This window comes from Zoogloea dura (assembly GCF_012927165.1).
GTDB classification, from domain to species: domain Bacteria; phylum Pseudomonadota; class Gammaproteobacteria; order Burkholderiales; family Rhodocyclaceae; genus Zoogloea; species Zoogloea dura.
The window spans coordinates 1-14,742 of the sequence record NZ_JABBGA010000023.1 but is presented as its reverse complement, the minus strand read 5'-3'; the positions used below and the strand labels follow the sequence as shown (position 1 = coordinate 14,742).

The window sequence follows — 14,742 nt, the reverse complement described above, 5'->3', positions numbered from 1 at the left end:
TCATGGTCGGCACAGGCATGGAATCGCCCTGATTCCCATGCGGACCCGGCAAAAAACAATCAATCCAGAGCAGGACGCAGAGCGAAGGTTCAGACGCTCCGTTCCGATGCGTGTATTGCACTTGCCCTGCGAGGACGCCTGATGGTGCCTGGCACATCCATCCGGTCATCGCCCATGGGCAGGCTGGCCTCGTTCAGCGCTTCATCGCCATCCGCAGGAAGCAGCGGCAAGGCGCGAGCGATCGGGCAGCACTCAAGGCGCGCCTCTCCATCCATATGGAGCACAGCATGACAACTGGCATTCAGCGAACCGAGCTGAGAACGTTTTACTACACCCCTGTCCATTGCCCGTTCTGCGGTACGCGGGTCATGGGTGCGGACCCGGTTGATGAGACCCGCATCACCGCATGCCCCCATACCTTGTTCATTGCCCATGACACGGCTTTCGAATACCGCTCGGAGCGATTGAACAAGAACCTTGATCTGCATGGCCTGAGCGACAGTGAAGTCGAAGCGCGATGGCTCAAGGAGGCGGGTGGCGTCGATGGTTTCACCGACCAGGTCACCCTGGCGGACGCCATCAAGCTTGCCGCCTACGCCCCGGATCCGTCCCCCTACGGATCCTATTACGGCTTTGCTCCGACCGAATGAGCATTGCCCCCGGCCCCGTTTCTTTAGGGCTTGACTTAACTTACCCCTGGAGAAATGACCATGGCCAAAGAAGATCTACTGGAAATGCAAGGTGTCGTGATGGAAGTGCTGCCGGATTCGCGCTTTCGCGTCACCCTCGATAACGGGCACATGCTTGTGGCCTACAGCGGCGGAAAAATGCGCAAGAATCATATTCGCGTTCTGGCCGGCGACAAGGTCTCTCTGGAGCTGTCCCCTTACGACCTGAGCAAGGGTCGAATCACCTTCCGCCACATCGAGGGCCGCGCACCCCTCGCGGCACGGCCGAAGCGCCGTTAAGCGCCTGGCTCTGCCCACACCGGCTCAGACCGTTTCCTGCGGGCAGGGACATCGGTGATGAGCAGAGCGATACATCGGCACAGGCCGCTGGGGTTCTCCGTGAGTGCGTACCCCCGCCGCTGAGCCAGTGGCCGGCTGGCGATGGCCGCTTCGGATGCGCTTTGCGCCAGGAGCGGAGCGCTGCTGCACGGCCTTTGCCCTTTGAAGCCCGCCATGCCGGAGCCTTCTTCGCTGGGCTCAGGCGGCCTGTACTTCTGCTTCACGCCCGACCCTCTTCAAGAAGCCCCCAAAGCAGCTCCGCCGTGAGGCAAGCTTGCGATCGAGACATGCCATGGTCGCGGAACCTGCCTGTCAGGAAATTGCCGTGCGGGCAGCCGCATCCGAACACACCGCATTCACCTTTATCCCGTCGTGTATTCAGACGGAAAGCGGTGTCGCGCCGCACTTCTGAAGTCCTCCCGGAAAAGCCGGTTTTTTGCGCTGACGCAAGAGGCTTCACTTCAATCCCACTCTTGATCCATTGCAATAACGATGGATATTTCCCCAGAACATATTGGAAACATGCACAACAACTCACACATTGCAGTAGGCCGCTTTCGCGTCGCCCCCATGACAAAACCCAACCCCGACGGCGGCTTTGCGGCATCGGTATCGATACATTCGGGCAGGGGGACATCCAGCACGACCCGGATCATGCGCTTCAAGCCCAGTTTCACGAGCCAGACCGCGGCATTGCACTACGCATCGACCGAGGGCGTTGCGTGGGCTCTCCAGCACTAGGGTGTGTGGATATTCACGCCCCCAAAATGACAGCCGCACATAAGCGGATGAACGATGCGAAGTGCGATGCCAGCTTGTTGTAGCGGGTTGCGATACACCGGATTGGCTAACGCGACAAAACCAGCGTTCGATCAGATTGCGGCTTCGGTAAAGGTGCTTGTCGAGGGTCTCTGGATGCTTACGGGTGGGATGCTAGGAGGTGACGACTGTGACCCCCCGTTCATGCGCAGGGCCAGGCTGCTGACGTAATAGCGGCGTTCAATGCTCGTCCTGTCGCCGATACGGTGAGCACGCTCGACCAAGGCAAAGCTCTGCAGGTCGCGCCACTAATCGTCTTTGTGAAGCCTGTCGCTCGCGTTGAAAGCTGCCCATCAGTCTTGTACTACACTGAGCGGCGGTTGTCTGTCCCAAAGAAGCCGCTCGGTGCGCAGAGCATGAACGACTGTTCCGGCCGACAAGCCGCCATTCAATACACCAACTTCTCCAATTGTCTTAGAGCTACGCCTTCTTTTTTCATTTGCAGCCCCACGATCTTCCATGTCCAACGATCGCACCCCCACCAGTGACGAGGTCCTGCGCCGTGTAGGGCGGAATCTCGTTATTTTTCAGCAGATCGAGCTGTTCCTGAAGTTCATCTTGGAGAACAGCAATAGCACGTATGTCCGATCTGATGGCGCGAGTGCCTTAGTCGAGACTTCTGTTGTCGGGGGAAGGCCCGCGCAGCAGACGCTTGGGACGCTTGTCCGAAACTACCTGAGTGATGTACTGGTGGAAGCGGGGTTGGAGATACCGGAGTTCGGGGTGCCGGAGACTGCGCAGTGTGCCTTCCGTTTCAAGTTCACGATGGAAGTCGAGGATGCGTTCGTTCAGAGAATGCGGGCGGATCTCAAGCTGATGACCGAGCAACGCAATGAGCTTGTCCATCACTTCCTGCCTCGTTGGAAACCGGGAGATGAGACTGCGCTGAATGACGCGCTGGCCTACCTGGATGTCCAGCGCGATAAAGTCTCGCCGATGTTCGACCATCTGAAGGAGATTTCGCTGCGGATAGAGCAAGGCAGGAAGTCCATGGCCGAGCTCGTCGCAAGCCCGGAGTTTGAGCGGCAGTTTGAGTTGGCCTGGCTGCAACGGTCTCCCCTGATCAGCCTGTTCTGCGAGGTCCATGGGCGGGACAAGCGCACCGATGGCTGGACGTATTTGTCCACTGCGGGGCAGGTGGCTGCGAAGGAGCATCCCGATGAGTTGGCACACTTGGTTGAGCGCTATGGATTCAAGAGTCTCAAGCAGCTGCTCATCGGCTCGGAACTGTTCGACGTCATGGACGAGGGCATGCCGAAGGGCGGCTCCCGCACACTATTCCGCTTGCGGGAGCGTCACTGACGCCGGCGCGCGCGGGGCAAGAAGGAGCACCCTCCAAACGCAGGAAGCCGCATTCCTGCGGCTTCCTGCTTCATGCATCAAGGATCAGGCCATCCCTCAGGCGGCCACGGGCTCCTTGTCCGTATAAGGCACCGCGCCCTTCGGCACGTAATACCCCTCGCACTGCTCCAGGAACTCCTGCTTCATGGCGCGCGGGTTGTAGAACTGCTTGTACCAGATGCGGGCCTTCATGAAGGGGCCGTCGCTGGGGATGAAGAGGCCGTTGAGGCAGGGGCCCTTGTTGGTCCACACCTCGAAGTCCTGGGCGAAGGCGAGGCGGGCGGATTCCTGGAACTGGCGGGCGGCGATGGTATCGGGCAGGGTGGCCGTGTCGTTGCCGCCGGGCGACTTGACCAGCAGGGCGTGCCAGACCTTCACCGAGCCGTCTTCGACCGGGGTGTGGGTGATCATCATCACCGCGTCGTACAGGCCGGTGAGGTGGGAGATGAGCACGCCGGGGCCGTGATAGATGGTGATGGTGTGCAGGATCGGGCTGACCCCGTCCGGGCCCACCAGGGTGCGGTGCGGGCCGCACTGGCGCTGGATGGCGTTGTGGCCCTTGAACTCGTTCTCGTACTTTTCCACGGTGGAGCCGTGGATCGGGCTGAGGTGGCCGTAGTCGCAGATGTTGTCGATGACTTCCTGGGGGTGCTGCTCGAGGATGCCCAGGTGGTCGAACTTCCAGCGCACCCAGGCCGGGTCGTCCCACTGGGGCAGGCTGGGGTGATCCCATTCGGGTTCGCCACCTTCCGGGTCGTGCCACAGCCAGATGGCGCCCAGGCTCTCCACCACCGGCCAGGACTTCACGCTGGCGGTGGCCGGGATGCTGCCTTCATGGTAGGGGATGTCGTTGCACTTGCCGTCCGGGCCGAAGCGCCAGGCGTGGTAGGGGCAGCGGATGCCGTCACCCTCGACGTTGCTGCCACCGCCGTCCAGCACCACGTAGGAGGTGTCGTTGGGGGCCGCCAGGTGGGTCTTCATGTGCGGGCAGTAGGCGTCCAGCAGAACCACCTTGCCGCTTTCGCGGCCCCTGTAGAGGGCAAAGTCCTTGCCGAGGAAACGGACCGCCAGGGGTTTGTGGGTGTTCAGCTCTTCTGCGTCGGCGATCATGAACCAGCCGCGGGGGAAGGTGAATTCGCCGAGTCGATAGTCCTTGGTGGTGGCCATGGAGGCTCCTTTTCGTGATGTGGTGTGGGTGTGGATGCGCGTCCGATTGTGGGGAGGCGGCCGGGGCGGGACATCCCCCGTTCGGACGATGGGCGCTCAGCCGGCCTTGAGGGCGTCGAGGCGCCGCACGTAGTCCTGGATGGCGCGGCCCAGCAACAGCGCGGAGATCCCCAGCAGGCACAGGGTGAGGAGCAGGGCGTAGCGCAGGCTGCCCGGCCCGAAGCGGCCGACGAACAGGTCGCTCAGCGCGCCGGAGAGGAGCGGACCCAGGCCGGCGCCGAAGAGGGTCAGGAAGAGGTTGAGCAGGGCTGCCCCGAGGGCCCGCTGGTTGGGCGCCATCATGTGGCTGGTGGCGGCGTAGCACAGGGGCGGCCACCAAGCGTTGAAGAAGCCGAAGCCCACCGCAAAGATCATGGCGTGGGGGATGGCCAGGCTGCCCAGCTGCCAGTTGCCGGCCGGCCACAGCAGGAAGGCGAAGCCCATGGGCAGGCCCAGGATGGCGCCGAGCATGGGCAGGCGGATCTGCCAGCGTGGGTCGCGGCGGGTCAGCCGGTCGCAGTACCAGCCGCCGAAGATGGCCCCGCCGGCGGCGCCCAGGCCGCTAGCCAGGCCGAACAGCAGGCCGGCCTGGGCCAGGGGCAGGGTGTGGCTGCGCATCAGGAAGCTCGGCCCCCAGATGCCGTAGCCGTAGCCGGCAATGCCACCCAGCCCGCAGGCCAGGCACACCAGCAGAAAGGCGCGGATGCGCAGCAGCTCGCGCAGCTGGGCAAAGAGGGGCAGGGCAGGGCTGGCGATGGCCGCCGGCCCGCTGTCGAAGCCACCGCGGCGCGGCTCCCGGACCAGCAGCCAGAGCAAGGCGGCGAGCACGATGCCGGGCACCCCGAAGAACAGGAAGGTGGCCCGCCAGCCATGCTGCTGAGCGATCCAGCCGCCGAGGGCCATGGCCAGGATCATGCCGATGTGCGGCCCCATCATGAACAGGCTGATGACCATCGAGCGGCGTTCCTTGGGGTACAGATCCGACACCATCGACATGGACGGGGCCATGCCGCCCGCCTCGCCGATGGCCACCGTCATGCGGGCGATCATCAGCTGCCAGAACTGGCCGGCCATGCCGCAGGCCATGGTGGCCAGGCTCCACAGGCCGCAGGCCATGGCCACCAGGTTGCGCCGGTTGAAGCCCTGGTCGGCGAGCCGCCCGAGGGGGATGCCCATCACCGCGTAGAGCACCCCGAAGGCCAGGCCGGTGAGCAGGCCCATGGCCGTGTCGGAGGCGCCGAACTCCCGCTTGATCGGCTCGATCAGGATGGCGATGACGTTGCGGTCGATATACGAGAACACATACACCAGGGCCAGCAGCAGCAGGCTCAGATGGGTCCGCCAGTTTACGACCGGGACGACCGGGACGGCGCTGGCGATGGGGAGGGATTCCTGCTTCATGGAGTGACTCCGGGCTGGTGACAGGCTAGGGATACTGTGGATCTCCGGCAACGGGGGCATCGTCCTTTTGGACGTTTTGTGCGGAGGCCCCGGCGCCTAGATTCGGCGCATGAACCCAGGAGGGCCCATGGCCGACACCGTCTCAGACCCGCTTGCCCCCGCGCCGCCCGGCGTGCAGCCCACCCCGCATCCCATCATCTTTCCCTTCGAACCGCCCGCGCCGGACGCCTCGGTGGTCGAGGTGGCGCCGGGCATCCTGTGGCTGCGGATGCCCATGCCGATGCAGCTCGACCACATCAACATCTACCTGCTCAAGGACGCAGACGGCTGGATCATTATCGACACCGGCCTGCACACCCCGGCCTGCAAGGCCTTGTGGGAGCAGGTGGTGGCCACCCGGCTGGAAGGCCTGCCGCTCAAGGGCCTGCTGTGCACCCACTTCCACTACGACCACGCCGGGCTGGCCCGCTGGCTTACCGATCGCTACGCCATTCCATTGTGGATGACCCACGGCGAGTTCTTCATGATGCGCGCCCTCGGCGACCGCCTGCCGGACCCGCCGCCCGAAGGGCTGGTGCTGTTCCACCAGCGCGCCGGCATGCCGGAAGAGCGCATCGCACGCATGCTGGCCGGTCTGCGCAAGGACCCCTTCATGCCGCCCCAGCCCGAGAGCTTCCGCCGCCTGCGGGCCGGCGACTGCCTGGAGATCGGCGGCCGCCGCTGGCGGATCATCGTGGGCGAGGGGCATTCGCCCGAGCACGCCTGCCTGTACAGCGCGGAGGACGCCATCCTCATCGCCGGCGACCAGTTGCTGCCGCGCATCACCTCGAACGTGCTGGTCTCCAGCATGGAGCCGGAGGGCAACCCGCTGCAGCTGTGGCTGGAGTCCCTCGAGCGGCTGGACCGCCTGTCGCCCGACACCCTGGTGCTGCCGTCCCACGAGCGCGTCTTCCGCGGGCTGCGGCCGCGGGTGGCCGAGCTGCAGGCCCACCACCAGCAGCAGTTCGACCTGCTGCTGGCGGCGCTGACCGACGGCGCCCGCCTGTCGGCCTTCGAGGCGATGGGCGTGCTGTTCCCGCGCAGCCTGAAGGCCGCCGAGGAGATGATGGCCGTGGGCGAGAGCCTGGCCCACCTGGCCTGGCTGCGCTACGCCGGGCAGATCGTGCGCAGCCTCGACGAGGATGGCGTCTACCGATTCGCCATGGCGGCCTGAAGGGCTTACAGTCGCGCCGGCGCACTCAACACCTTAGAAAACAAGCGGCAGCCCACTGCCGACGAGGAGACAAGACCATGACCGATACCACAGCCCTGGACCTGGCCCGCCAGGCCCGGGCGCAGCTCACCGCCCCCGGTGCCCCCTTCGAAGTGATCGAATGCCCGGTGGGCGAGCATCTCGAGCGCCGCTACCGCAATGCCTTTCCCACCCTGCCGGCGCTGCTCGCCGCGGCCCGCAGCCATGGGGACAAGCCCTACATCAAGTACCAGGGCGAAACCTGGACCTTCACCCGCTTCTTTGCCGAGGCCGATGCGGTGGCGGCCCGCCTGCACGCTGCTGGCGTACGCCCGGGCGAGCGCATCGCCATTGCCATGCGCAACCGCCCCGAGTGGGGTGTGGCCTTTGTCGCCAGTGCCCTGATCGGAGCCGTGCCGGCGCCCCTCAACAGCTTCGGCCTGCGCGAGGAACTGCACGCGGCGCTGGCCGATCTGGGGGCGAAGGTCGTGTTCTGTGACCCGGAACGCCAGGCCCGCATTGCCGGCGAAGGCGCGCCCGATGCGCTGATGATCGTCACCGACATGGATCGTGACAGCGAGGGTGCCCAGGCCTACGCCACCTTCGCCGCCCAGCCTGCCGATGCGCTACCGAGCGTGGAGGTGGGCCCGGATGACCCCGCGGTGATCCTGTTCACCTCCGGCGCCACCAGCCGCGCCAAGGGCGTGCTGTCCACCCAGCGGGCGGTGTGCCAGGCCCTGTTCAACATCGACTTCATCGGCGCCGTGTCGGCGATGAGCTCGCCGGAGGCGGTGGCGAAGATCATGGCCCGCGGCCTGCCGCCCACCACCCTCACCGCGGTGCCGCTGTTCCATGTGAGCGGCCTGCACGCCCAGCTGCTGAATGCCCTGCGCAACGGCCGCCGGCTGGTGTTCACCCACCGCTGGGACCCGGCCACGGCGCTGGACTTGATCGCCGGGGAGCAGGTCACCCAGTTCAACGGGGCGCCGTCCATGGTCATGCAACTGCTCGCCGAACCCCGCTTCGACGACCCGGCGGTCACCGGCAAGCTCGGCGGCCTCGGGTTTGGTGGCGCCGGGCTGCCCCAGCGCGCCATCGACGAAGTGCTCAAGCGCCCGCAGGGTGAGATGTCCGGCATCGGCTTCGGCCTCACCGAGAGCAATGGCGTCGGCGCGGCGGCCTCCGGCGCAGTGTTCCGCCACGCGCCCCGTGCCTCGGGCCTGGTGTCGCCGATCGTGGACCTGCGCATCGTGGACGCCGGGGGCAGGGCTGCGCCGCCCGGCGGCATGGGCGAGATCTGCCTGCGCGGGGTGACGCTGATGCAGGGCTACTGGAACGACCCCGACGCCACCGCCCGCGCCGTGCGCGACGGCTGGTTCCACACCGGCGACGTGGGCTACGTGAGCGACGAAGGGCTGCTCTTCGTGGTGGACCGCATCAAGGACGTGATCAACCGCTCGGGCGAGAAGATCGCCGCCGCCGAGGTGGAATCCTGCCTGCTGCAGCACCCTGACCTGAGCGAGGCCGCGGTGTTTGCGATGCCCGACGAGGGCACCGGCGAAGCCGTGGCCGCCGCCGTGGTGCTGCGGGAAGGCAGCCGCCTCACCGAAGCCGACCTGCAGACCCACGTGGCCGCCCACCTGGCCGGCTACAAGGTGCCGGCCCGCATCTTCATCCGCCACGACGCCCTGCCGCGCAACCCCGCCGGCAAGCTGCTCAAGGCCGACCTCAAGCGCGAGTATCTGAAGCACACCGGTTAAAGCCCGCAGTCTCTGCCGCCCCTGCAACGGGGGCGGCTAGTCCTCTCGGACGATGTTCCGCCTTCCGCTTCCACGAAGAATGGTTCCAGATGAAACAAGGGGGCACACCCCGCCGCCAGCGGCATTTCATCTGCACACCCACCGTTCCGCTCAAGAAGCCATTCGCACCCGGAAGGAGACACCCAAATGAAAAAAACCCAGCCATGGGTCCCCGCATTGACCACCATCGCCCTGTCGCTCGCCGCCGCGAACGTCAGCGCCAAGGTGCCCGAGGATGAAGCCGCCAGGCTCGGCAAGGAGCTGACCTGTGTCGGCGCCGAAGCCGGCCCCAACAAGGACGGCAGCATTCCGGCCTTCTCCGGCAAGTGGCTGGGCACGCCGCCCGGCATCAAGTACACCCCCCACGTCGGCCAGCATCCGGTCGACCCCTACGCTGCCGACAAGCCGCTCTTCGTCATCACCCAGGCCAACGTGGCGCAGTACGCCAACCGCCTCAGCGACGGCCAGAAGGCGCTGCTGGCGCGCTTCCCCAATTCGTACAAGATCCCGGTCTACCAGGGCCGCCGCGAATTCCGCTACCCCGACAAGATCTGCGAACTGGCCAGGAAGAACGCCCGCGAAGCCGAACTCATCGACAACGGCTTCGGCTTCACCGGGGTGATGGGCGCCATTCCCTTCCCCATCCCCAAGCAGGCCATGGAAGTGCTGGCCAACCACAACTTCCCCTACCGCGCCTACACCGAAGACAACCGCGGCCGCGACATCGCCGACGTCAACTCCAAGGGCGTCATCACCTGGGGCCGGCAGTTCAACCGCAACATGAACGTCGTCACCACCCCCGAGAACCTCGGCAAGCCCATGGAAGGCGCCATGGCCTACGCCATGACCGGCACCCTGCTGCCCGAGCGTGACAAGGGCACCATGACAACCTCCATCGAGCCGGTCAACTTTGCCAAGGGCAAGCGCCTCGCCTGGAACTACGACCCCGGCACCCGCCGCGTCCGCCAGCTGCCGCAGTACGGCTACGACACCCCGCTGGCCGGTTCCGGCGGCAAGCTCACCATCGACCAGGACCGCCTGATGAACGGCGCGCCCGACCGCTACGAATGGATCCTGCACGGCAAGCGCGAGATGTACATCCCCGCCAACGCCTACAAAGTGCATGACAAGAGCGTCAAGTACCCCGACCTCCTCAAGCCCGGCCACCCCAACCCCGATCTGCAGCGCTACGAGCTGCGCCGCGTGTGGGTGCTCGAAGGCAAGCTCAAGGACGGCTACCGCCACCCCTTCGGCAAGCGCGTCATGTTCATCGACGAAGACACCTGGCACGCCGTCGCCGGCGACTACTACGACACCCGTGGCCAGCTCTGGCAGCACGCCGTCATCAATTACTACTACGCCTTCGACATGAACGCGTGGCACGCCGGCACCAGCTTCTACCACGACCTCAACTCCGGCAGCTACGTGGCCTACAACCTGTTCCAGGAGCGGGACATCGGCCCCGTCCTCAACAAGGGCGACATGAACGCAGACCAATTCACCCCGGCCGCCCTGCGCTCCGCCGGCAACTGACCTCGCTCAGCTCAGGGAGACAAGCACAATGACACTGCACACCACGCTGCGCCCGCTGGCCATTGCCCTGTTGGGCGCCGGTCTTGCCGCGCCGGCCTTTGCCGGCGAAGCCATCGAGTTCGACAACGGCTACAAGCTCGACTGGCGCGTGAATTCCACCTACACCCTCTCCACCCGCATGGAGAACCGCGACCCGAAGATCGCCGCCTACTCCGGCGGCAACGACGGCAACAACAACTTCGACAAGGGCAGCCTCACCGCCAACCGCCTCAGCCTGCTGCTCGACACCAGCTACACCAATGGCGTCAATGGCCTGGTGCTGTCGGCCTCCACCTTCTACGACGACGTCTATCGCCAGAGCAACGACAACGCCGGGCCGGTGAACAAGCCGGGCGCGGTGGATGAATTCACCCGCGACGCCCGCCGCTTCCATGGCGGCTACACCCGCCTGCTGGATGCCTACGTCTTCGACACCTACGACCTGGGCAACGGCCGCCGCGCCAACGTGCGCCTCGGCCGCCACGTCGTATCGTGGGGCGAAGGCCTGTTCTTCCCCAGCATCTCCCTGGCCCAGGGCCCTGCCGACGGCACCAAGACCGGCATCGTCGGCACCGAGACCAAGGACCAGCTGCTGCCCGAAGACCAGGTCTCGACCCAGATCGAGATGTCGCCCCGCTGGTCTCTGCTCGGCCACCTGCAGTTCGGCTTCCACTCCACCATCGCCCCCGCACCGGGCTCCTACCTGAGCAGCGCCGATTCCACCGGCCCTGGCGGCACCTGCCTGCAGCCCTACCGCACGGTCGGCGGGCGCTCCGTGTGCTCCTACGGCCAGCGCGGCCGCGACATCGACCCCGGCAACACCCCGCAGTGGGGCGTGGGCAGCCGCTACCGCCTCACCGAGGAGACCGAAGTCGGCCTGTACTACCTCAATTACCACGACCGCTCCCCGCTGCCCGTCATCAACGCCTTCAGCGCCAGCTCCGGCGCCCTGGGCGGCGGCGCCTACAACGTCCGCTACTTCGACAACATCAAGCTGATCGGCGCCACCTTCAGCACCTCGGTGGGCGCCGCCTCCATCGCCGGCGAACTGTCGTACAAGCAGGGCGCCCCGGTGCTGGTGAAGACCCTGGTCAACCCGCGTGCTCCGCAGGCTGCCAGCAGCTACCTGCCCACGCCCACCCGCGGCGACATCTTCCAGGCCAACCTCAACACCATCTGGAACCTCGAACGCACCGCCCTGGCCGACCAGACCACCCTCACCGCCGAAGTCGCCTACGTAACCATCGGCAGCGTCGACGAGATCAACGCCCCGGGCGCCGCCAGCGCCACCGTCTTCCCCAAGAGCAAGGAGCTGTTCTTCGGCGCCAACTACGGCCTCGCCGCCTCCGGCACCCTCAGCCTGGGCTACCCGGGCATCATCGAAGGCTGGGACCTCAGCGTCCCCATCAGCTTCTCCCGCCAGCTCAAGGGCCGCACCATCACCGGCGGCGTCGGCGGCGAAGGCGACATGCGCGCCAGCATCGGCGCCACCTTCACCTACCAGCGCAACTTCCAGGTGGGGCTGACCTACATGGGCTATTTCGGCAACGCGGAAGTGGCCAGCATGCGGGAATTCCGCCCGCTGACGGACCGGGACCAGCTGTCGCTGGTGATGAAGTATTCGTTCTGAGCGAAGCGGTTTGATGAGATAAGGAGCGCCCGGCTTGCCGGGCGTTTTTTGCGTTGACGAGGCCGGGAAGGGAGAGCCGGTGTAGGTCGGGTTAGCGGAGCGTAACCCGACAGCGCATGATCTGCCCCGCTCATGCTCAAACACGTCGGCAACGATCTGTACAAGATTCGCAATAGCACCACCGAGGGTGATAGCGCGTTGATTCTGGACAGTAATGTCGGGTTACGCTGCGCTAACCCGACCTACTTGGCTTTGCTGTGCTTTGGTGCCGTGCATTATTCACTCTTGTGGTAATGAACTTGCACAAGACCGGTCGGGTGGGAGGTCATTGGCAATGTGATGATATCGGGTACGTAAGGCCGCCCAGGAACAGCCAGGCCTCCACTGATCACGCCGATTCTCTTTCCTGCACTCGTGCTGTCTGCAACGATCATCAGATAATAATCGCCATCTTCTGGAAATGCACCGGCCAGAGTTTGGGCCATTGGAGTAGTCGACTTCCCCGCCAGAACGATACCTCCATCGCCATCAAGCAAATAGGAAAAAGGAACAACTGACCACTTTCTGAATCCGAGGCAGTCACAGATTCCCGTGGTCGTTATCAAGAATTGCTGCCCTTTCTTGCCCTGAATGCTGACGATCTCATACCGTCCCTTCAGTGATTCACTCTCCAGGTATGGCGATTCAGTACTTATTTTCAAGCTCCTGAAGCTATCATATTCAATCCGCCCGATGGGCTTGGAGGCCAGCTTTGCGGATCTCATGTCCGGGTGTTTTTCATTTCCTGCGGAGTCTGTCCGCGCAATTCCTGCGCAGCCAGAAAAAAAGAACATGGATAGAACCAGCAGGAGCAGACTCCTGTTACTTCCTTTTAGATATTTTGAGAAAATATAAGGCATACCTGCTCCTTGCCAAGTGTATGCCTATAGAGTAATCCTTTATGAATAAAAATTAGGGGTTGTCACAAAATTAATCAATTCTGGCGGCGAACAAGATGCCCAAAGGATTCATCCGACAAAGATGGAGGCTCCCGTGGATTTCTTGCAGAGCTAGAAAGTTGATTTGAATGCGCTGAAGTCTGGAAGCGCGGGGGCACGGAGCTACTCGGTGAACGGCCCCGGCCCCGCCTTCGCTTCCGGGTCTTGCAGCGCAAATGCGCAATCGAAATACTTTTCCGCCTCCGACCACGACGCGCCTTCCTTCCAGAGGCTCAGGAAGGCCCGGCTCGCATCGACGACGTTGGGGCTGCCTTGCAGCGTCTGCAAGCCCAGGGCGTCGAACGTGTCCTCGTGGTCGTGCAGTTTGCCGACCTGACCTGCGTAGCTGTAGAACTGAGTGATCTTGCCTGGTTGCGGGAAGCGGGGAATGTTCTCGCACGATGCGCCGCTCTCCGGAAGGCGGTCTGCATGGGCTTGGGAGAAGCTGTCCTGGAGCATGTGCAGCAGGGCGCCGAGGGCGACCTTGTCCAGATCCTTGCGGACCTCCACGATGCCGGTCGCCAGCAGATTGGTGGCGGTCATGTCGCCGGGGAAGTAACGCCCGAGTTCCGCGGGCTCCAGCTTGCGGATGAAGCGGTCTGTGGGAATGCTGCGGGTGGCCACCCCCCACAGGAACTGTGCCCACATCTTCATGCGCAGCGCGGTATCCGCAGCGGCTTCTCCGTCGTGGGTCGCCATCGCGTGAAAGAACTGCAGATCGCCGAAATGGGATCGGTAGAGCAGGTAGTCGCCGGGGCCGAAGGCCGGCTCGGAAGGCTTGCTGGCCGTCTTTTGCTTCGCGGTCTTTGCCGCATCGGCGAAGAGCCCTTGCCAGCACTTCGGCTGAGCGGTCGAACGCAGCGTGACCCTGACATCGCAGTCGGAGAGACGGGGCGGTGAGGCGCGGTTCAGGGCGAAAGGCGGATCATCCGGCCAGCGGACCCCATAGAGCATCACCTGATGCTCGCGCACGGCATCCGTCGTGACGCATTCATGCTCGGAGCCTGTCGGTGCGCTGCACGCCAGGGCGTTGAGGGTGATGGCCTCATGCACCGGGTTCTTGATCATCGGGAGCGCGTTGCCGACAAACCACTGGCCGATGCCATCCAGAATGCTGTGGCTGCCCAGGCTGCTGAGCTTGCGATCGACGTCGCTGATCCGTGGCAGCACCTGGAACGCCTGGGCGGCGAGAGGCGGCATCAGCGCGGCGATGGCCGTGGTGGTGATCCATTTTCTCAGGTGCTTGGTACGCATGGGGTTGCTCGTTCGGGTCGGAGGCTTGGTGGGGGCGAATGTGGAGGGGAATCGGGTTCAGGAAATTGGGGGCTGCTATCGACCCAATGCCGCCGTTGAGCGTTGAGGAAAGCTGTCGTTCAACGTTTGACGTGAGGGGCCGCCGAGGCCGCGAGGGGAACCCGCGAACGCAGTTTGCGGGCGGTCCCTCTCGACGGAATTGTTAGCAGGCCGATGCAAAAACGCCGAGAAACCGCGCCAACCGTACCTCTCGCTATTTGATTTCTCATGACTTCATTCCCGGAGTTGGATTCCCAATCCCGTTTTGATGCCCGTCGAATGGGCCGGGGAATGGGCTTCCGCCCAATTCCGGGAGCCGCTTCATGCCGCACTCCCCGCGCTCTGCAATTTCGCAATTCGCAGCAGGTTGTACGCCGCCGCCGACAGGTAGGCGGCGATCTGGGTTCGGGCTTCTCCGATGAAGCGGGTCTTTCTCATTCCGCCCACTGTCTTCAGCCACCCGAAG

At 64.4% G+C, this 14,742-nt stretch carries 11 protein-coding genes and 1 pseudogene; 7 read left to right on the top strand and 5 right to left on the bottom strand.

The window, feature by feature from the left end; genetic code table 11:
• Positions 1-287 precede the first annotated feature (287 nt).
• The 3 genes from HHL15_RS20645 to HHL15_RS20635 all read left to right on the top strand — a co-directional run bounded on the left by HHL15_RS20645 (position 288) and on the right by HHL15_RS20635 (position 3,128).
• The gene (locus HHL15_RS20645; protein ID WP_169147705.1) at positions 288-650 is read left to right on the top strand and encodes a hypothetical protein; all 363 of its coding nucleotides are present in this window, start codon (positions 288-290) and stop codon (positions 648-650) included.
• A 60-nt stretch (positions 651-710) separates the two neighbouring features.
• The gene (gene infA / locus HHL15_RS20640; RefSeq protein ID WP_169147704.1) at positions 711-968 is read left to right on the top strand and encodes a translation initiation factor IF-1; all 258 of its coding nucleotides are present in this window, start codon (positions 711-713) and stop codon (positions 966-968) included.
• Positions 969-2,285: 1,317 nt separating this feature from the next.
• Positions 2,286-3,128: an OST-HTH/LOTUS domain-containing protein gene (locus tag HHL15_RS20635; RefSeq protein ID WP_169147703.1), complete on the top strand. Its 843-nt coding sequence runs from the start codon at positions 2,286-2,288 to the stop codon at positions 3,126-3,128.
• Positions 3,129-3,224: 96 nt separating this feature from the next.
• On the opposite strand, the gene HHL15_RS20630 is transcribed toward HHL15_RS20635, so the two are convergent.
• The gene (locus HHL15_RS20630; protein WP_169147702.1) at positions 3,225-4,334 is read right to left on the bottom strand and encodes a Rieske 2Fe-2S domain-containing protein; all 1,110 of its coding nucleotides are present in this window, start codon (positions 4,332-4,334) and stop codon (positions 3,225-3,227) included.
• A 96-nt stretch (positions 4,335-4,430) separates the two neighbouring features.
• A complete protein-coding gene (locus HHL15_RS20625) occupies positions 4,431-5,774 on the bottom strand; it encodes a spinster family MFS transporter (RefSeq protein ID WP_169147701.1) in 1,344 nt (447 codons plus the stop codon).
• A gap of 127 nt (positions 5,775-5,901) precedes the next feature.
• Between HHL15_RS20625 and HHL15_RS20620 the strand changes: the two genes are divergently transcribed.
• From HHL15_RS20620 to HHL15_RS20605, 4 genes are all read left to right on the top strand, one after another.
• Positions 5,902-6,987, top strand: a complete 1,086-nt coding sequence (locus HHL15_RS20620) for an MBL fold metallo-hydrolase (RefSeq protein ID WP_169147700.1) — start codon at positions 5,902-5,904, stop codon at positions 6,985-6,987.
• A gap of 77 nt (positions 6,988-7,064) precedes the next feature.
• Entirely contained in the window at positions 7,065-8,765 is a 1,701-nt protein-coding gene (locus HHL15_RS20615) for a class I adenylate-forming enzyme family protein (RefSeq protein WP_169147699.1), read from the top strand.
• Positions 8,766-8,951: 186 nt separating this feature from the next.
• On the top strand, positions 8,952-10,337 hold the full coding sequence (locus tag HHL15_RS20610) for a DUF1329 domain-containing protein (protein WP_169147698.1): 1,386 nt from the start codon (positions 8,952-8,954) through the stop codon (positions 10,335-10,337).
• Between the two features lie 28 nt (positions 10,338-10,365).
• Positions 10,366-12,006 (top strand): DUF1302 domain-containing protein, encoded by a 1,641-nt coding sequence (locus tag HHL15_RS20605; RefSeq protein ID WP_169147697.1) that lies wholly within the window; start codon positions 10,366-10,368, stop codon positions 12,004-12,006.
• A 275-nt stretch (positions 12,007-12,281) separates the two neighbouring features.
• Here HHL15_RS20605 and HHL15_RS20600 read toward each other — a convergent pair whose 3' ends face one another.
• The 3 genes and pseudogenes from HHL15_RS20600 to HHL15_RS20590 all read right to left on the bottom strand — a co-directional run.
• Positions 12,282-12,905, bottom strand: coding sequence for a hypothetical protein (locus HHL15_RS20600; protein WP_169147696.1), 624 nt, complete (start codon positions 12,903-12,905; stop codon positions 12,282-12,284).
• Positions 12,906-13,106: 201 nt separating this feature from the next.
• Positions 13,107-14,237, bottom strand: a complete 1,131-nt coding sequence (locus HHL15_RS20595) for a hypothetical protein (protein WP_169147695.1) — start codon at positions 14,235-14,237, stop codon at positions 13,107-13,109.
• 360 nt (positions 14,238-14,597) lie between these two features.
• A pseudogene (locus HHL15_RS20590) lies at positions 14,598-14,742 on the bottom strand (IS5/IS1182 family transposase); the annotation flags it as partial.

Coding starts and splice junctions, on each gene's coding strand:
- HHL15_RS20610 (WP_169147698.1), top strand. CDS start 8,952: ATGAAAAAAACCCAGCCATGGGTCCCCGCATTGACCACCATCGCCCTG.
- HHL15_RS20615 (WP_169147699.1), top strand. CDS start 7,065: ATGACCGATACCACAGCCCTGGACCTGGCCCGCCAGGCCCGGGCGCAG.
- HHL15_RS20620 (WP_169147700.1), top strand. CDS start 5,902: ATGGCCGACACCGTCTCAGACCCGCTTGCCCCCGCGCCGCCCGGCGTG.
- HHL15_RS20635 (WP_169147703.1), top strand. CDS start 2,286: ATGTCCAACGATCGCACCCCCACCAGTGACGAGGTCCTGCGCCGTGTA.
- HHL15_RS20625 (WP_169147701.1), bottom strand. CDS start 5,774: ATGAAGCAGGAATCCCTCCCCATCGCCAGCGCCGTCCCGGTCGTCCCG.
- HHL15_RS20605 (WP_169147697.1), top strand. CDS start 10,366: ATGACACTGCACACCACGCTGCGCCCGCTGGCCATTGCCCTGTTGGGC.
- infA (WP_169147704.1), top strand. CDS start 711: ATGGCCAAAGAAGATCTACTGGAAATGCAAGGTGTCGTGATGGAAGTG.
- HHL15_RS20645 (WP_169147705.1), top strand. CDS start 288: ATGACAACTGGCATTCAGCGAACCGAGCTGAGAACGTTTTACTACACC.
- HHL15_RS20600 (WP_169147696.1), bottom strand. CDS start 12,905: ATGCCTTATATTTTCTCAAAATATCTAAAAGGAAGTAACAGGAGTCTG.
- HHL15_RS20595 (WP_169147695.1), bottom strand. CDS start 14,237: ATGCGTACCAAGCACCTGAGAAAATGGATCACCACCACGGCCATCGCC.
- HHL15_RS20630 (WP_169147702.1), bottom strand. CDS start 4,334: ATGGCCACCACCAAGGACTATCGACTCGGCGAATTCACCTTCCCCCGC.